This is a genomic window from Streptomyces sp. NPDC004667, assembly GCF_040609475.1.
GTDB lineage: Bacteria > Actinomycetota > Actinomycetes > Streptomycetales > Streptomycetaceae > Streptomyces.
Map to the genome: position 1 here is coordinate 48,125 of NZ_JBEXKC010000003.1, position 16,888 is coordinate 65,012.

Consider the following 16,888-nt stretch of genomic DNA (forward strand, 5'->3'; position numbering starts at 1 on the left):
ACGCCGCGGCACGACGAGAGGCCATACGGAGTCAAGGCCCGTTGAGTGGGAAGGCCGGGCCCTCCGGCCGGGGATACCGTGGAATCGATGGCCACCTGCCATCGCTTCCGGCCGGAGGTGGGGATGGGCGCAGCCGATCGGCCCACCTGCACGAGCGCAGGCGAGCAGCCCACCCGGAGCGGCGTTCCCCGGCTGCGGCTCGACGAACTTCTGGATGAGCTGCAGGTACGGATCGCCGAGGTCAGGGGAACCCGGGACCGGCTGAACGGTCTGCTCGAAGCCGTCATGTCCGTGGGCCGTGAACTCGACCTTCCGCAAGTGCTGCGCGGCATCGTCGAAGCCGCCGTGCTGCTCGTGGACGCCGAGTACGGGGCCCTCGGAGTCATCGGGACCGACAAGAAGCTGGCCGAGTTCCTTCCCGTCGGCATCAGTGACGAACTGCGCGGGCAGATCGGGGACCTGCCCTCCGGCCACGGCATCCTCGGCGAGCTGATCCGACATCCCGAGACGTTGCGGCTGGCGGAGCTGTCCGAGCACCCCGCCTCGTACGGGTTCCCGGCCCACCACCCGCCGATGCACTCCTTCCTCGGTGTCCCGATCCGGATCCGCGAGGAGGTCTTCGGAAACCTCTACATGACCGAAAAACGGGGCGGAGCCGAGTTCGACGCCGAGGACGAGGCGGTCCTGTCCACCCTCGCGGTGGCGGCCGGCATCGCCATCGAGAACGCCAGGCTCTTCGAAGCGGTCAGGCTGCGCGAGCGCTGGCTGGAGGCCGGCTCGGACATCACCAGCGCCCTGCTCTCCGGAGTGCCCGAGGACGAGGTCCTTGAGGGCATGCTGGAGCGAGCCCAGGACATCACCGGCGCGGACATGGGTGTCTTCTACCTTCTCGGCTCCGCCGGTGAACTGCGGGGCTCCCTCGCCCTCGGAGAGGGAGCCCAGGCACACCGCGGGATCGTCCTGCCCAGTACCAAGGGCACTCTCGCCGAGGCCGCACTGGCGCGCGACGGCCTCATCACGGTCCCCGACGTGGCGAGCGACGAGCGCGTCACCGTCCAGCCCGAGAGGTGGACCGGATTCGGCCCGGCCGTGGCCGTCACCGTGGGCACGAAGGAAAAGCTCAGCGGCGTCCTGATGCTCGCCCGGCGGCACGGCCGCCCCGGCTTCGCCAGCGTGGAGATCGCCGCGCTGCCGGGGTTCGCCGGCCAGGCCGCCCTCGCGCTGGAGCTGGCCGACCGGCGCCGTGACGCCGAGCAGATGAGCCTGCTGGAGGACCACGACCGCATCGCCCGTGACCTGCACGACCTGGCCATCCAGCGGCTCTTCGCCACCGGCATGACCCTCCAGAGCGCCCAGCGTTTTGTCGACCATCCCCAGGCGTCCGAACGCCTCGCGCGGGCGGTGGACGACCTGGACGCCACCATCAAGATCATCCGTTCCACCATCTTCGGACTCCGCGAGCATGAGGCCCCTGCTGAGATGTCCAAGATGCGTTCCCGCCTGGTCCGGGCCATGGACGAGGCTGCGGCAGCCCTCGGTTTCGCCCCGGCCCTGCGGATGGAGGGGCTGATCGACACCGACGTACCGTCGGCCGTCGCGGACGAGGCCCTCGCCGTTGTGGGGGAAGCACTCACCAACGTCGCCCGCCATGCCGAAGCCACGCACGCGGAGGTCTCGGTCGTAGCGGCCGCCGGAAACCTGACCGTCACCGTGACCGACAACGGCGTCGGCCTGCCCGCGGGCGGTCGGCGCAGCGGTCTGCGGAACCTGGCGGAGCGAGCGGAAAGGCTCAGCGGCCGGATGGAGGCCGCGGCGCGGGGGGACGGGGAGCGGGGCACTCGCCTGGAGTGGCAGGTACCGCTCGTTCCGCCGCAGTGACCGGCGCTGGCGTTCCTACTGCTTGGCCGTCCCGACTTGGTGCTCGTGGACCTGGGCGGCGATCACGGCTGCCTGGACCCGCCGCTCCACTCCGAGCTTGCCGAGCAGCCGGGAGATGTGGTTCTTGACCGTCTTTTCGGACAGGTAGAGGCGCTTGGCGATCTGCCGGTTGGTGAGGCCGTCGCCGATGAGTTCCAGGACGGCCCGCTCGCGTTCGGACAGCGCTGCCAGGCGGGCGTCCTCCGGTGCCTTCGCCGCCTCGGGGTCCCGCAGGGAGTGCATCAGACGGGCGGTGGTGGCCGGGTCCAGCATGGACTGTCCGGTGGCCACCGTCCGTACGGCGGCGACCAGGTCGGAGCCCTTGATCTGTTTCAACACGTAGCCGACGGCGCCCGCCATGATGGCGTCCAGCAGGGCGTCCTCGTCATCGAAGGACGTCAGCATCAGGCAGGCCAGGCCGGGCATGCGGGAGCGCAGCTCTCGGCAGACGGTGATGCCGTCGCCGTCGGGGAGCCTCACGTCGAGCACGGCCACGTCCGGGCGGAGCGCCGGCCCGCGGGTCAGTGCCTGCTCGGCCGTGCCCGCCTCGCCGACGACGGTGATGTCCGGCTCGCCGTCCAGGAGGTCATGCAGCCCGCGCCGGACCACTTCGTGGTCGTCGAGGAGAAACACCTTGATCGGCGCTTTGGCGGAGGCATTCGGATCGTCGGACATGATCGCCCCTGGTTCGGTGCCAATGACCCATTTCCTTCCGAAATTGTCTCAGGAAGGCGTACAGAACACCCGTGGCCGTGATGCATTAGGCCGCGACGGCGCCGTCCAGCTCCATCCGGACGTCCACGACGCCCTCGACGGCGCGGATCGCCCGTGCGAGCAGGGGGACCAGGGCCCGGTCCCGCAGCGGGCCGCGCAGGGTGACGACCCCGTCCTGTACGGCGAAGTCCACGTTCACGCCGGGTGTCAGCTCGGTGAGCACGCTCTGGCGGATCTCCTCTTCGAGCTCCTCGTCGGGCCGCAGGAACACTTTCAGGAGGTCGCTGCGGCTGACCACGCCTTCCAGCATGCCGAGCGCGTTCACCACGGGCAGGCGCTTGACGTGCTTGCGCGCCATGATCCGGGCGGCTTCGGCGACGGGCGCGTCGGGGTGCACGGTGATCGCCGGGCTCGACATGAGCTCCTCGGCCAGCACACCGCCGGCCTTGGACGCCTCCTCCAGCTGATCGGGCAGCGCGGGGTCCGTGCGCCGGAACTCCTCCTTCGGCAGCAGGTCCGCCTCGGATACCACTCCGGCGACGCGGCCCTCGCCTTCCAGGACGGGGACCGCGCTGACCTTCCACTCGTGCATCAGCTCGACGATCTCCTTGTAGGACGCCTCGCGGCCGATGGCGACGGCCGTGTGCGTCATGACGTCACTGACGGTGTAGCGGGATGCGGGCATGACCGGCTCCTTCGGCGTTCGGACGATCAGAGGAAGCTGCCGCTGCCGTAGGGCGCGTACAGGTCGAGGAGGCGCACGCGGGCGGCCTGCAACCGGTTGGCGAGGACCTGCCCGACCCAGTGGCCCAGGGCGGAGCCGAAGGCGGCGTCGGCGTCCATCAGCGCCCGCACGCGTTCCGCGTCGAACTCGTACGCGCGGACGGGCGACATCGCCTCTGCGCCCAGGCGCCAGGAGTAGGGCTTGAAGAGCCACGAGCAGCCGACCAGCTGGCCGGTGCCGAGGCTCCCGATGACGGCGGCGCGCCGTCCGGGCACGTGGACGTCCAAGGTCACGGTGCCGGACCGGACGATCCAGAACCGGTCGGCGTGGCCGCCCTCGCGGAAGAGACGCGCGCCTTCCTCGAAGTTGACCTCTCGGGCCAGTTCCATCAGACGGGAGCGGCAGTCGGCGGGCAGCGCCTCGGAGATGCGGGTGGGTGAAGGGGTGCTCATGGACGGCCTCCTGTTCGAGTCCGTCTTCAGTCTTGGCCTTCCCGCCGGTTCCGAGCATGGGCCCTGTGGACCCGTCCAGGGGCCGATCGGCCCATGTCCGAGATCGGTGCGTGCGGAGATTCTGGCAGCAGACGACCCGTTCACGGCCTTGCCCCCTGTCCGACTGGCAGGCGCAGAACGTACGCGAATGTGCACGGCATGGAGACGGCGGTATCCGCCTCCTCACCACGCGGCCCATCCGAATCGCGGCCTGCCCGCTCGACGAAGGACGTCCATGATGAAAAGCCACCCGGCCGGTGCGACCGCCGCTTCGCCTGCCGTCAGTGTGCCGGGACGGCGGATGGAAGAGCTCGGCGCCGACGAGGCGCTGCAGCTGCTCGGTACCGCCGAACTGGGTCGGATCGTCTTCACCCGTCACGCACTGCCCGCCGTACGCCCCGTCAACCACCTTCTCGATGCCGGCGACATCATCGTCCGCGTCCAGGACGGATCGACGCTGGCCGCGCTGCTCGCGACCCAGCAAGGTGCGGGTGTGGTCGTCGCCTACGAGGCCGACGCCATCGATCCGGGTGCGCGTCTGGGCTGGAGCGTGGTCGCCACCGGCTACGCCACCGCTGTCACCGACCCGGACGAGATCGAGCGGTACGTGCGCCTCCTGGAGCCCTGGGCCGTAGGCGGCGCATCGGGGGCGATCCGGATCCGCCCTGACCTCGTCACCGGCTTCCGCTTGTGTGAGGGCGGCCCATAGCGATGCCCGTTCGCGTGCTTCACCTCCACGAGGCCTTCCGCGTCACGATGGTCGGCACACGCCGGCAGGAGTCCCCGGAGGTGCCATGCCGAAGCGCGGTTGGACGGCGGCGGTCCCGTGTTCATTCCACGGCTACCGCGCTGCCTGGCTCCGGGGGACGTGCTGGCCGGCATCACGGTCGCGGCGTATCCCGTACCGCAGCCCATGGCGTACGCCGGCGTTGCAGGCCTGCCGCCGGTCGTCGGTCTCTGGGCCGCCCTGCCGGCCATGGTCCTCTACGCCCTCAGCGGGTCCTCCCGGCTGCTGTCGGTGGGACCGGAATCGACCACCGCTCTCATGACCGCCGTGGCTGTGGGACCGCTGGCGGCCGGTGACCTCGCCCGGTACGCGGTGCTCTCGGCGGCTCTGGCAGTCGTGGTCGGCCTGCTCTGCCTCGTCGCGTGGGCCGTCAGGTTGGGCTTCCTCGCGGATCTCCTGTCCCGGCCGGTCCTCGTCGGCTACCCGGCTGGCGTCGCCCTGATCATGATCGTGGACCAGCTTCCCCGCCTGACCGGGACCAGCGCCAGCGGATCGGGCTTCTCCCCCAACTGCTCTCCTTCCTCCATCACCTCGGTGACGTGCACCGGCCCACGGCCGTTCTCGCCGCCGGATGCCTCGCCCTTCTGTTCGTCTTCCCCCTGGCCTGGCGACCACTGCCCGGGCCCCTCATCGTCCTGGCGCTCTCCACCGCCGCGGTGGCGAGCTTCGCCCTCGACGCCAACCACGGCATCGACGTCATCGGAACGGTCCCGACCGGCCTTCCCCGGTTCGCCCTGCCCGATCCGTCGGACTACGCCGGCCTGGTCCTGCCGGCCGTCGGAGTACTCCGCCCTCGCCGACTCCGCCGGCGCCCGCACCCGGGGCGCATCGACCGTGCCCGCGCGGCTGACCGGGCCTTGCGTACGACGGCGGGTGTCGGGCGGTTGGGAGCATCCCCCTTGGAAGAGCTCCTCCTTCTCGTACTGACAGCGGCTCATGTACCGCCCGAACGTCCCCAGTGTCATGGCGCGGACCTCCGACGCCGACAGTCGGGTCGCCGCACCGAAGGCTTCTGCGATCGGTTCCGGCAGCTCGATCAGGAACTCGGCGGGCAGTCGGTACTGCCAGTGGCTCAAGCCCACGAGCTGGGCCAGCCGGCCCGGTGCCGAATCGAGACCGCAACGAGTCGCTCGTCACGCCGAATGGATGAAGAGGGGGTGCATCCGAGTGCCGACACGGCTGGTGAGAACGCGCAGAGCACCATGGCCATCTGGCCGAAACGCCGTCACGGGTCTGCCCTCACCGCGGCACCGCCACCCTCCCAACGAGCACAGTGAGCGGTGCCAACCAGCCTGCTTTTGTGCCAACTAAAATGCTTGGTCACAACGGGGTCAGCGGCGGACGCGGGGCATGCCCAGGCCGATCCACGCGATGATCTCGCGCTGGATCTCGTTGTTCCCGCCGCCGAAGGTGAAGATCACCGCGCTGCGGTAGCCGCGCTCCAGCTCGCCGTGCAGGACCGCGCCGGCGGAGCCGTCCTTGAGGGAGCCGGCCGCGCCGACCACCTCCATGAGCCAGGCGTACGCGTCCCGCCGCGCCTCGGAGCCGTAGACCTTGACGGCGGAGGCGTCCTGCGGGGTGAGGGTGCCGGACTGGACCGCGTTCACCATCTGCCAGTTGAGCAGTTTCATCGCGTCGAGGCGGGCGTGGGTGCGGGCGAGCCGGCCGCGGACCCAGGTCAGGTCGATGACGCGCCGGCCGTCGGCCAGCTTGGTCGCGGCGGCCCAGCGCTGGACGTCGTGCAGGGCGCGGATGGCCATGGTGCCGTGGGCGGCGAGGGTGACGCGTTCGTGGTTGAGCTGGTTGGTGATCAGCCGCCAGCCCTTGTTCTCCTGGCCCACGCGGCGGTTGGCGGGGACGCGGATGTCCTCGTAGTGGCTGGCGGTGGTGTCGTGCGAGGCCAGGGTGTTGATGAGGGTGCAGGAGTAGCCGGGGTCGGAGGTCGGCACGAGGAGCATGGTGATGCCCTTGTGCGCGGGGGCGTCCGGGTCGGTGCGGACCGCGAGCCAGACCCAGTCGGCGGTGTCACCGTTGGTGGTCCAGATCTTCTGGCCGTTCACCACGTAGGTGCCGGTCTCCTCGTCGCCCTCCCGGACGGCCCTGCACCTGAGCGCGGCGAGGTCGGTGCCCGCGTCGGGCTCGCTGTAGCCGATGGCGAAGTCGATCTCCCCGGCGAGGATCCTGGGGAGGAAGTACGCCTTCTGCTCGTCGGTGCCGAACTGCATGAGGGTGGGACCCACGGTGTTCAGCGCCATCAGCGGCAGCGGGACGACGGCCTGCGCGGCCTCGTCGAAGAAGATGAACTGGTCCATGGGCGACATGCCGCGCCCGCCGTACTCCTTCGGCCAGCCGACGCCGAGCCAGCCGTCGGCGCCGAGACGGCGGATGGTCTCCCGGTAGAAGCGCTTCTGCGCGGCCGGGTCCTCGTAGCGGGCGTAGACGTCCTGCGGCACGAGCTCGGCGAAGTAGGCACGCAGCTCGGTGCGCAACCGCTGCTGCTCAGGCGTGTATTCGAGGTGCACGGCCCCTCCGGGAATCTCGCGGTCCAGCCGGTCGGTGTGGTGGCGGCGGCCAGGGTAGAACCCGTTGCAGAAATCCGGAAGGGGTGGTGATGGACCGTCAGGAGCACTGGCGGGCGGGGGAGTCCGGTACGCGGCCCTTCCCGCCCGCGGCGGCTAACAGGCGGGGGACGAACCCTTCTGGCCCTTGAGGTCGCGGTTGTACAGCCACCCCGTGGCGTTCGTGCCGTCCACGCGCACGAACGTCCACTGGTTGCCGTACGAGTTGACGATGTAGCACTGGTACCAGAGCTTCGTGCCGTCCTTGACCAGGCTGCCCTGCGAGCACTGCTGGTACGGCGCGGCCAGCAGGTGGTGGTCGCCGGAGATGTAGCCGTAGGTGCCCGGCGACGGGTCCCTGTGGGTCCAGCCCGCACAGCCCGTCGGTACGGGGCTCGGCTTGGCCGGTGCGGGCGAGGAGCCCTTCGCGGAGGGCGACGCGGTGCCCGCCTTCTTCGAGGCGCTCACGGACGGCTTCGCCGTGGGTCCGGAGCCGGACGGCGACGGGGCCGGGGTCGGCGCGCCCGACTGCCCGCCGGTGACCGGGGAGCCGCCGGGCGCCGGGGTCGGGGCCACCGCCTGCGCCCGGTCGTCACCGTCGCCGCCGGAGGTCACGGCGTAGGTGACGCCACCGGCGGCGAGTACGGCGACGACCGCCACGGCCATCGCGGCACGGCTGCGGCGCCGCGCCCGGTCCAGGGCCGCCGAGCCGGAACGGCCGACCGTGAGCGCCTGACCGGGCGGGGGTCCCTGAGGCGGGCCCTGCGGCAGTCCCTGTGCCGGGAAGTCGGGCTGGGGGGCGGGGGCGTAGGGGTGCGGAAACGATACGCCGCCGACGTCGAAACCGGCCGGGGGCGGGGGCCCGAAGCCGGGAACGGGGGCGGGGGCCGGAACGGGGGCGGGCCCGAACGCCGGCTGTGCGCCGGGGACCGGCGGGACCGCAGCGGGCGCCGTCGTGGGAGCCGCCGTGGGAGCCGCGTCGCCGCCCGCCGCCACCCGCTCCAGCATCGCGCGCGCCTGGTCGGCGGTGGGACGGTGTCCCGGCTCCTTCGCCATCAGCGCCCGCAGCACCGGGGTGAGCGGTCCCGCGCGCCGCGGCTCGGGCAGCGGGTCGCCGACGATCGCGGCCAGCGTGGACCACACCGAGGTGCGGCGGAACGGCGAAACGCCCTCCACCGCCGCGTACAGGGTCATCCCGAGCGACCATATGTCGGAGGCCGGGCCCGGTTCCCTGCCCTGCGCGCGCTCCGGCGGCAGGTAGTCGAGCGAGCCGACCAGCTCACCGCTGCGGGTCAGCTTCGCCACGGCCTCGTCGCCGGAGGACTCGATGGTGGCGATGCCGAAGTCCGTGAGGACGACCCGGCCGCCGCGCTCCAGCAGGACGTTGCCCGGCTTCACGTCCCGGTGGAGGACGCCCGCGCGGTGCGCGGCGTCGAGCGCGTCCATCAGCTTGGCGCCGATCGCGGCGGCCTCGTGCGGGTCGAGCGCGCCGCGCCGCGTCACCACCTCGTCGAGCGAGGGTCCGTCGACGAGTTCCATGACGATGACGGGCAGACCCTGCTCGTGCGTCACGTCGTGCACGGTGACGACGCCGCCGTGCCGGATGCGGGCGGCGGCCTGCGCCTCGCGCTCCATCCGGGTGCGCAGGTCGGCCAGTTCGGCGTCACTGGAGTCGGTGTAGGCCCGCAGGACCTTGACGGCGACCTCGCGGGCGAGCAGTTCGTCGACGGCCCGCGCGACCACGCCCATGCCGCCGCGGCCGACCACGGAGGTCACCCGGTAGCGTCCCCCGAGCACCTTTCCGATCAGGTCCCCGTCGCTGGCTTCCCCCGCTTGGCCCGCTGGCACCACATGCTCCGTTCCACGACCGGTCGTCCGTCTCGACTCGCTGACGGGGCACAAGCGTAGATGCACCCTCCACGGACGGGCCGGGCGGCTGCCACCCGCCCTGCGGCGCACGGCGGATGGGCCTTCGCTCCCTCGCGGCCGGCTCCACCCGGCGGCCCCTGCCGGCTCCCGTGTGAAGGCGGGGAGCCGGCGGGGGCGCTCGGTGCGGGCGGCTCGGTCCGGTCCGCCCGCTGAGCCGGAGGAAGCGGCCTGGCCGTGGCCTAGCCGCCCTGGCTGCACTGCCCGGTGCTCGGGCCCGTGACGGTGTTCTGCGCCTGGAGGAGGGTCGGCGCGTTGCCCTCGCACCGCAGCGGGCCGGTGACGCGGTTGGACCGGAAGGCGGGCGCGGGGTCCGCGGACGCGATGCCCGGGCCGCTGTTGCCGGTGATCCGGACCGGTCCGGTGACCGTGTCGGCCGAGGCTTCGAGGCCGCCGGTGTTCGCGTCGAGGGTCAGCGGACCGCGGACGGTGTTGCCGGCGCAGGCCGTCGTCTCGCGGTCGGAGCCGAAGAGGACCGGGCCGGTGGCCCCCTCCACGGAGACCGGGCCGGTGAGCGCGGACCGGCAGAGGGTGACGGCGGTGGCGCCCCGGGCCGACACCGGGCCCGTGATCGTCGCGTCCGAAACGGCCAGGGCCCCGCCGGGGCGTACGGTCAGCGGGCCGCTCTGGCTGCCGCCGGCCGCGATGCACAGGGCTTCGCCCGGGGCCACGGTCAGCGGGCCGGCGTGCGCGGTGGTGAGGCAGGGGCCGCTGAACCCGACGGTGACCTCGGTGGGCGCCGCCGTCGCGCCCGGGGTGAAGGCCGGGTCGCCGCCGTAGCGTGCGGTGATGGCGTGCGCGGAGGGCTGGAGGGTGCCGGTACGGATGCTCGCGCGACCGCCGTCGAGCCGTGCGGTGCCCAGCGGGGTCGGTCCGTCGAAGAACGTGACCTCGCCGCCGGGGGTTCCGGCGTCCGGGTTGGCCGGGTCGACGGTCGCGGTGAGGGTGACCGGCCGCCCGAACAGCGGGGTCGCCGTGTCCGCGGTCACCGTGACCGAGGTTCCGTACCGGAAGGAGACGACCGCCTTGCCGTTGCCGTGGTTGACGCCCCCGGTGAGGGTGGCTCCGAGGGCCGTCGGGGCCGCGAAGCCGCTGCCCCCGCCGCCGCCGGCTCCGTAGAGGTCGCCGGGCCTGCCGCCGCCGGAGCCGCCGCCACCCGCGAAGTAGCCGCCGCCACCGCCACCTCCGCCATTGCCGCCGCCCCCGCCGTTGCCGCCGGAGCCGCCGCTTCCGGGGTTGGGCAGGCTGGTGTACTGGTCGGTGTCGCTGCCCGCGGCGCCGGGTGCCCCGACCGCGGAGTTACGGCTTCCGCCCGCCCCGTGGGCGGACCGGGTTCCGCCGCCTCCCGCGAGGCCGGACCCGTCGGGGCCGCCTCCCTGGCCGCCGGGCTCCCCTTCGGGCCCGCCGCCGTCGCCGCCGTGCAGCAGCGGCCCGCCGTTGCCCGCGCCACCGCCGCCGCCTGCCACCAGGATCCGGTCGGCCGGGCCGAAGGCCCCCGTACGCAGGTCGCTGGCGCCGCCGCCGGAACCGCCGCCGCCGTGGGCGCCGCCGCCGCCGGAGCCGTGGCCGGTGCCGCCGGGGCGGGCGAACTCGCCGTGCCGGGAGGTACCGGAACTTCCGACTCCGCCGATGGTGATCTGGAGGGCCTGCCCCGCCACGACGGGCAGTTCGGCGCGGGTCTCGCCGCCCAGTCCGCCGGGTGCCCCGCCGTTCGGGGGGCTGGGGAGGACGAAGCCGGCCGCGCTGCCGCCCTCGGCGCCGAAGAGGTCGACCGTCACCGCGGTCACCCCGGCCGGGACGGTGAAGGTGTCCGTGCCCACGGTGGTGTAGGTGCAGGTGGGCGACGCGGCGGTGAAGGCGCCGCCCGCGCCGCAGGGGGTGACGGCGCCCGGTGCCGTCGGCTCGGCCGCGGCGGGCAGGGGCGCCAGCGCGGCGGCCAGCAGGCCGGCGGCTCCGGCCACCTTCAGGATCTTCGATCGGTACATGTTCAACTCGGTTCCATACGACGGTACTCGGGAGATGGGACGTGCGGGGCCGCGACCGGGGCGCAACCGTGGCCCCACCCGCGGCAACGGTGCCGCGGGTGGATCAGACGCCGTCGTCGGCGCACAGCGCCCAGGCGTCGGAGTAGGTGCTCGGGGAGCTGACTCCCCCGGTGTGGGTGGTCGCCGACCAGTACGAGGCCGTGGTGGTCCCGTCCGCGACCGGGTTGCCGCCGGAGTCGCTGGGGTAGCTGCCGTTGAGGTGGTCGCCCTGGGAACCGGGCCCGGTGAAGTTCGTGGTCGTGACGCCGCCTCCGCTGATCGCGGCGCCGCCGCCGATCAGCTTTCCGTCCCCGCCGCCGCAGCCGACCGTCACGGTCCGGCCCGTGGTCGCGGCGGTGGGGCCGCTCACCTCGCTGTGGCGGACCTTCACGGTCGCGCCGCTGACGTTGATGTCGTCGCCGCTGCAGATGGCGTACGCGTACGTGGTGTTGTCGCTGTTGCCGCCGCCCCCGTTCCAGCCGACGGCGCTCCAGGAGTCGGGGTTGGTCTCACCGTCGGCCGCGGCCTTCTGGCCGTAGCCGTGGGCGGGGTTGTTGAAGGTGGGGAATCCGGCGATGGGCTTGAGGCTGCCGACGGCGGCCGGGGTGGTGCGGGCTCCGCCGCCGAGCAGGCGGGTGCCGGCCGGACAGGTGGCGGTGACGAGTCCGACGGTCGAGCCGGCGGTGGGGCCGGCCAGCTTGTTCATCACCACCTGGGTGTGGTTGATCAGGCTGCTGCTGAAGCACATGGCGTACGGGGTGCTGGAGAAGGAGGCGTTGACCGCGCCGCCGCTGCCGCCGATGCCGAGCCAGTGGGTCACGTCGGTGCCCACCACTCCGGTGGAGCCGGTGTACTCGGTGCTTCCGTCGGGGCTCGGCGAAGTGCCGTTGATCTTGTTGCCGTTGGAGGACGACCCGGTGCCGATGGCCTGGTTGATGCCGCCGCCGGAGACCAGGCCGCTCGCACACGCGGCGTCGGTGGAGATCTCGGAGAAGGCCGCGGCCGGCCCTGACGAGGCGCCGGGGGTCTTCACCGTCACGCCGGCCGTATTGGCGTAGGCGGTGCCGGAGACCGCCAGGCCCAGCAGGGCGGCCACGATCAGCGCCTTGCCCGCCACGGGACGTCGCAGAAGGAACTTCCGCACGGTTTCTCCCTTTCGGAGAGGAGGTTCGGGCGGCCGGGGGCCGCACGCGAGCAGCACCGTTCCCCGGACGGGGTCCGGTTCGGCGCTGGAGGGTGGGATCGGGTGGTCGGCACGGCGGAGCGGCGGCGTGGACCGGTATCGGGCACCTGCGGCGGGGCGGGGCAGGCCAGATCGTGGCCTGCCCACCGCCCGGCCGGAGCGCGATGCACTTGCGGAATGTAGCAGTCCCATAAGGACGCAAGTAAGGCCGGATCCTCGACTTTTCCTGGCAGATGCGGTACTGGCGAGTAGGCCGGTCCGGTCCCTGCGGAGGGGGGCGGTTCAGACCCGGGGTGGCGCGAGGCCCGTGCCCGGCAGCCCGGGGCGGATCAGCACCTTGATGTGGCGCTCCGGGCGGCGCAGGGAGGCGAAGGCCGCGTCGAGCCCGCCGAAGCCCGCTTCGGCGGTGACCAGCGCGGCCGCGTCGATGCGGCCGTCGGCCAGCCGGTCCAGGGTGGCACCGAACTCCCGCGGCGGGTAGGTCAGGCACATCCTGACGGTGACGTCCTTGTAGATGCCGACCACCGGGCGGATCACGTCGTCCGTCATCACCCCGCCGATCTGGAGGATCTCGGCGCCGCGCGGGACGGTGTGCAGCAGCCGGTTCAGCATCCCGGGCAGACCCACGCAGTTGACCACCACCATCGGCCGCGGCCGGGGCCCGGCGAGCCCCGCGCAGTGTGCCACCGGGTCCTGTCCCCCGGACGGGTCCACCACCGCGTGCGCGCCGAGCCGGGCCGCGGCCGCGCGCCGCAGCGCCGAGGGGTCGGAGGCCACGACGGGGCCGGCGCCGCGCTCCAGCAGGGCCGCGACGGCGCCCAGCCCGACGGGTCCGCAGCCGACGACCACCGCGGGCGTGCCGGGCCCGGCCTCCGTACGGGCGATGTTCCCGAAGCCGACGGCCAGCGGCTCGGTGAGGGCGGCCAGGGCCAGGTCCAGGGAGTCCGGCACCGGGAGCAGGGCCTGCGCCTGGACGACGATCCGTTCGCCGAAGCCGCCGGGGAAGGCGTTGCTGTAGCCGACGGTACGGACGACCCCGCCGGCGTCGAGGGCCCAGGGCAGGGCGACCACCCCGGTGCCGGGCGGGGGGCCGCTCGCGCCGGGTCCGTAGGCGAGGACCCGGCCGGAGAACTCGTGGCCCATGACCAGGGGGCGGGCCGGGTCGAAGAGGAAGCCGGTGGTGCCGCTGTCCCGGGAGGCCCGGAGGAACTCGGCGGTGTGGGCGACCGCGCTGAGGTCGGACCCGCAGATGCCGCAGGCCTCGGTGGCCACCAGCGCCTGTCCGGGGCCGGGTACGGGGTCCGGGTGCTCGCCCACGGAGAAGCGTCCGGCCACCAGGGCCGCAGCCCTCAACGCACTTCCCCCTTGCGGGCGATGGCCTGCTCGGTGGAGCGGCGCAGGGCTCCCGTGAAGCGCTCGCCGTTGCGGGCGGCCCAGTCGAGGCTGGCCCGGCGGGCGTCGGTGGTTCCGGTGAGCCGGGGCACGACCCGTTCGGCGAACAGCTCCAGGCTGCGCAGGGCGGCGGCCGGTTCGGCCAGGTCCAGCTGCAGGATCAGGAAGGTACCGAATCCGCCGGTCCTCCCGGCCAGTTGCCCGATCCGTTCGACGGCGTCCTCGGCGGTGCCGATGACGGCCCGGCCGAAGGCGGGCAGCCCCTCCTCGGTCCAGCGCCGGACGGCGCCGGCCGCGGTGGCGCACCCCGGCAGCCGGACACCGCCGAGGGCCTCGATGTACGCGACCAGGTCGAGCACTCCGAACTCCGCCTGTTCCAGGGCTGCTTCGCGGGTCTCGGCGAGATGGACGGGGGTGACCAGCCGCCAGCTGCGCCGGTCCGCGCCGCGTCCCGCTTCGGCGCAGGCCCGTTCGTGGGCGGCCCAGTTGGTGTCGAGCGTGGCGAATCCGGCCGGGTCGGCGGCGGCGAGCGAGAGCACGCCGGCCCCGTGGCGTCCGGCGAGGACGGCCCCGGTCGGCGAGACGGCGGAGGCGACGGCCACCTCCATCTCCCTGCCCCGGTAGGGCCCGAGTTGCAGCCGGGCCTCGTCCAGGGTGAACCAGTCGGTGGCGGCCGTGACGGTCTCCCCGCGCAGCAGGCGCACGATCGCCTCCAGGGAATCGGCCATCATCGCGCGGGAGTCCATCGGGTCGACGCCCATCATGAAGGCGTCCGAGGCCAGTTGGCCGGGGCCGACGCCCAGCATGGCGCGGCCCCGGGACTGCTGGTCGAGCTGGCAGATCCGGTCGGCGAGGACCAACGGCTGGTGGTACGGGAGGGAGTTGACCCCCGTGCCGAGCCGGATCCGTGCGGTGCGTTCGGCGGCTGCCGCCAGGAACACTTCCGGCGAGGCGATGATCTCGTACCCGGCGGAGTGGTGCTCCCCGGCCCACACCTCCTCGTACCCGAGCCGGTCGAGCTCCGTCACCAGCTCCAGGTCGCGGCGCAGTTGGAGGGCGGGGTCGCGGTCGGGCCGGTGGTAAGGGGCGAGGAACACCCCGAAGGCGGACGGGAGGTACGGCTGGGGCATGCGCGGGTGTCCCTTCGGACGGTGCGGGCGTTCGGACGACGGGTGGCCGTCGTCCGACGAAACACCGCACGCGCCGCACCTTCAATGGCGGCGGCCCGGTCCTCCCGCTGAGTGGGACGCCCGGGCCGCCCGCCCGCCGCGCCCTTCCGCGATCCGCACCACTCCGCGCTCCCCGGGCCGTCGGCTCAGGGGCGCCGGCTCAGGGCGCCGATCATGGCGGCGGCCGTCGCCGCCATCGCCGTCCGGGCCGCGGTGAGGTAGGGGCGGGGGTCCGCCGGGGTGAGGTGGGCGCGGATGGCCTCGGTCATGGCCACGTTGAGGGCGGTGCCGATGTTGACCTTGCGGATCCCGCCGGCGACGGCGGCCGCGAGCTCCTCGTCGGGGAGGCCGGAGGAGCCGTGCAGGACGAGCGGGACGTCCACCGCCTTGGCGAGCCGCGCCAGCAGGGCGTGGTCCAGGGCCGCGGTCCGGCTGGTCATGGCGTGGCTGCTGCCGATGGCCACGGCCAGGGCGTCCACCCCGGAGTCGGCGACGAACCGGCGCGCCTCGTCCGGGTCGGTACGCGCGCCCGGCGCGTGCGGGTCCAGGGGGGCGGCTCCGTTCTTGCCGCCGACCTCGCCCAGCTCGGCCTCGATCCAGAGGCCGTTGGCGTGGGCCCAGTCGGCGGCGGAGCGGGTGGCCTCCAGGTTCTCGGCGTAGGGCAGGTGCGCGGCGTCGTACATCACCGATCCGAAGCCGGCGTCCGCGGCCTGCCGCAGCAGGTCCGGGCTCTTGACGTGGTCGAGGTGGAGCCCGACGGGCACCCCGGCGGCCTCGGCACAGGCGACGGCGGCACGGGCGATGGGCAGCAGGGCCCCGTCGCGGAACTTCACCGCGTTCTCGCTGAGTTGCAGGATGACGGGCAGGCCGGTGCGCTCGGCACCCTGGACCACGGCTTCGGCGTGCTCCAGCGTGATGATGTTGAAGGCCGCGACGGCGCGGCCGGCTCCGGCCGCTTCGGCCACGAGGTGTCCGGCGGGGGCGAGGGTCATCGGACCGCCCCCTCGCCGGTGGCGGTGAGGATGACCGAGCGGGTGAGGTTGCGGGGCGCGTCCGGGTCCAGCTGCCGGTGGGCGGCCACGGCAACGGCCAGCCGGTGCACGCGCACCAGTTCGGCGAGCGGGTCGAGCGCGCCGTCGATCCACTCGGCGCCGGTCCCGAGGACCTGCTCGGCGATCCCGTCGGGGGTCCCGCCCAGCGACCAGGTCACGGAGCCGGGCCCGGTGACGCTGACCGGGCCGTGCCGGTACTCCATCGCCGGGTAGGCCTCCGCCCAGGACAGGGAGGCCTCGCGCATCTTGAGGGCGGCTTCGTTGGCCAGCCCGACGCTCCAGCCCCGGCCGAGGAAGGTGAACTGGCCCCGGCCCTCCAGTCCGGCGGGCAGCGGTTCGGCGAGCGCGACGCGGGCGTCGGCGACCACGGCCGGGGTGTGGGCCCCGACGTGGGCGCGCAGCAGGGTGAGGGCGGTGGTGGCGAACCGGGTCTGGACGACGGAGCGTTCGTCGGCGAAGTCCAGCACGACGAGGTCGTTCGCCAGGGTCGTCACCGGCGTGTCGGGGTCACCGATGACGGCGGTGGTCGCGACCCCGGCCTCCCGCAGGCCGGCCAGCAGGTCGAGGACCTCGGTGGTGGTCCCGGACCGGGTGAGCGCCACGACCCGGTCGTAGCGTCGGTGGCGGGGGAACTCCGAGGCGGGGAAGGCGTCGGTCTCGCCCTGTCCGGCCTCCTCGCGCAGGGCGGCGGCGGCCTGGGCCATGAAGTACGAGGTGCCGCACCCGACGATCGCGGTACGCTCCCCCGGCCTCGGCAGCACCCCCCGGTGGGCCGGGGCCAGTTCGGCGGCCCGTTCCCAGCTTTCGGGCTGCGTGGCCAACTCGTACGCGACGTGACTCATGCGGGCTCCCTGCGCGTTGGGTGCGTGTTCCTGCAAGGTAGCGGGCCATTTCGCGCAACTTCAAGCATCTACGGGGTGGCGGCCTGGGTTAATCTCGACGGCGGGGCCG

The 16,888-nt window shown here is 73.4% G+C and carries 13 protein-coding genes and 1 pseudogene; 3 read left to right on the forward strand and 11 right to left on the reverse strand.

All coding sequences use genetic code 11. The features are described from left to right. Positions 1-123 precede the first annotated feature (123 nt). A complete protein-coding gene (locus ABZW32_RS02375) occupies positions 124-1,878 on the forward strand; it encodes a GAF domain-containing protein (protein WP_356210089.1) in 1,755 nt (584 codons plus the stop codon). 15 nt (positions 1,879-1,893) lie between these two features. Here the strand turns inward: ABZW32_RS02375 and ABZW32_RS02380 are convergent, their stop codons facing one another. The 3 genes from ABZW32_RS02380 to ABZW32_RS02390 form a co-directional block, all read right to left on the reverse strand. Next, positions 1,894-2,592 carry a response regulator transcription factor gene (locus tag ABZW32_RS02380; RefSeq protein WP_356210091.1) on the reverse strand — a complete coding sequence of 233 codons (699 nt, stop codon included), beginning with the start codon at positions 2,590-2,592 and terminating at the stop codon, positions 1,894-1,896. Between the two features lie 85 nt (positions 2,593-2,677). Continuing rightward, complete coding sequence (locus ABZW32_RS02385) at positions 2,678-3,316, reverse strand: CBS domain-containing protein (RefSeq protein ID WP_356210094.1); 639 nt, start codon at positions 3,314-3,316, stop codon at positions 2,678-2,680. 26 nt (positions 3,317-3,342) lie between these two features. Beyond that, positions 3,343-3,807 carry a cyclic nucleotide-binding domain-containing protein gene (locus ABZW32_RS02390; protein ID WP_356210097.1) on the reverse strand — a complete coding sequence of 155 codons (465 nt, stop codon included), beginning with the start codon at positions 3,805-3,807 and terminating at the stop codon, positions 3,343-3,345. Between the two features lie 340 nt (positions 3,808-4,147). Between ABZW32_RS02390 and ABZW32_RS02395 the strand changes: the two genes are divergently transcribed. Further along, on the forward strand, positions 4,148-4,555 hold the full coding sequence (locus tag ABZW32_RS02395; protein WP_356210100.1) for a pyridoxamine 5'-phosphate oxidase family protein: 408 nt from the start codon (positions 4,148-4,150) through the stop codon (positions 4,553-4,555). Positions 4,556-4,640: 85 nt separating this feature from the next. Next, positions 4,641-5,421 (forward strand): annotated as a pseudogene (locus ABZW32_RS02400) (SulP family inorganic anion transporter); the annotation flags it as partial. 543 nt (positions 5,422-5,964) lie between these two features. Here ABZW32_RS02400 and ABZW32_RS02405 read toward each other — a convergent pair. The 8 genes from ABZW32_RS02405 to ABZW32_RS02440 all read right to left on the reverse strand — a co-directional run bounded on the left by ABZW32_RS02405 (position 5,965) and on the right by ABZW32_RS02440 (position 16,779). Continuing rightward, entirely contained in the window at positions 5,965-7,155 is a 1,191-nt protein-coding gene (locus ABZW32_RS02405) for an acyl-CoA dehydrogenase family protein (RefSeq protein ID WP_356210102.1), read from the reverse strand. A gap of 153 nt (positions 7,156-7,308) precedes the next feature. Beyond that, positions 7,309-9,039 carry a protein kinase gene (locus ABZW32_RS02410; protein ID WP_356210104.1) on the reverse strand — a complete coding sequence of 577 codons (1,731 nt, stop codon included), beginning with the start codon at positions 9,037-9,039 and terminating at the stop codon, positions 7,309-7,311. A gap of 260 nt (positions 9,040-9,299) precedes the next feature. After that, positions 9,300-11,102, reverse strand: coding sequence for an Ig-like domain-containing protein (locus tag ABZW32_RS02415; RefSeq protein WP_356210107.1), 1,803 nt, complete (start codon positions 11,100-11,102; stop codon positions 9,300-9,302). A 103-nt stretch (positions 11,103-11,205) separates the two neighbouring features. After that, complete coding sequence (locus ABZW32_RS02420; RefSeq protein ID WP_356210109.1) at positions 11,206-12,285, reverse strand: hypothetical protein; 1,080 nt, start codon at positions 12,283-12,285, stop codon at positions 11,206-11,208. 321 nt (positions 12,286-12,606) lie between these two features. Beyond that, positions 12,607-13,677 (reverse strand): zinc-binding dehydrogenase, encoded by a 1,071-nt coding sequence (locus tag ABZW32_RS02425; RefSeq protein WP_356210110.1) that lies wholly within the window; start codon positions 13,675-13,677, stop codon positions 12,607-12,609. Continuing rightward, positions 13,674-14,846 carry an LLM class flavin-dependent oxidoreductase gene (locus ABZW32_RS02430; RefSeq protein WP_356210113.1) on the reverse strand — a complete coding sequence of 391 codons (1,173 nt, stop codon included), beginning with the start codon at positions 14,844-14,846 and terminating at the stop codon, positions 13,674-13,676. Before ABZW32_RS02430 ends, ABZW32_RS02425 begins: the two co-directional genes overlap by 4 nt. Positions 14,847-15,031: 185 nt before the next feature. Then, on the reverse strand, positions 15,032-15,877 hold the full coding sequence (locus ABZW32_RS02435) for a class II fructose-bisphosphate aldolase (protein ID WP_356210116.1): 846 nt from the start codon (positions 15,875-15,877) through the stop codon (positions 15,032-15,034). Continuing rightward, a complete protein-coding gene (locus ABZW32_RS02440) occupies positions 15,874-16,779 on the reverse strand; it encodes an SIS domain-containing protein (RefSeq protein ID WP_356210118.1) in 906 nt (301 codons plus the stop codon). The genes ABZW32_RS02435 and ABZW32_RS02440 overlap by 4 nt, the downstream gene beginning before the upstream one ends. Positions 16,780-16,888 lie beyond the last annotated feature (109 nt).

Excerpts from the sequence above, each read along its gene's own strand:
- ABZW32_RS02375 (WP_356210089.1), top strand. The coding sequence starts at position 124 with ATGGGCGCAGCCGATCGGCCCACCTGCACGAGCGCAGGCGAGCAGCCC.
- ABZW32_RS02380 (WP_356210091.1), bottom strand. The coding sequence starts at position 2,592 with ATGTCCGACGATCCGAATGCCTCCGCCAAAGCGCCGATCAAGGTGTTT.
- ABZW32_RS02385 (WP_356210094.1), bottom strand. The coding sequence starts at position 3,316 with ATGCCCGCATCCCGCTACACCGTCAGTGACGTCATGACGCACACGGCC.
- ABZW32_RS02390 (WP_356210097.1), bottom strand. The coding sequence starts at position 3,807 with ATGAGCACCCCTTCACCCACCCGCATCTCCGAGGCGCTGCCCGCCGAC.
- ABZW32_RS02395 (WP_356210100.1), top strand. The coding sequence starts at position 4,148 with ATGGAAGAGCTCGGCGCCGACGAGGCGCTGCAGCTGCTCGGTACCGCC.
- ABZW32_RS02415 (WP_356210107.1), bottom strand. The coding sequence starts at position 11,102 with ATGTACCGATCGAAGATCCTGAAGGTGGCCGGAGCCGCCGGCCTGCTG.
- ABZW32_RS02430 (WP_356210113.1), bottom strand. The coding sequence starts at position 14,846 with ATGCCCCAGCCGTACCTCCCGTCCGCCTTCGGGGTGTTCCTCGCCCCT.
- ABZW32_RS02435 (WP_356210116.1), bottom strand. The coding sequence starts at position 15,877 with ATGACCCTCGCCCCCGCCGGACACCTCGTGGCCGAAGCGGCCGGAGCC.
- ABZW32_RS02440 (WP_356210118.1), bottom strand. The coding sequence starts at position 16,779 with ATGAGTCACGTCGCGTACGAGTTGGCCACGCAGCCCGAAAGCTGGGAA.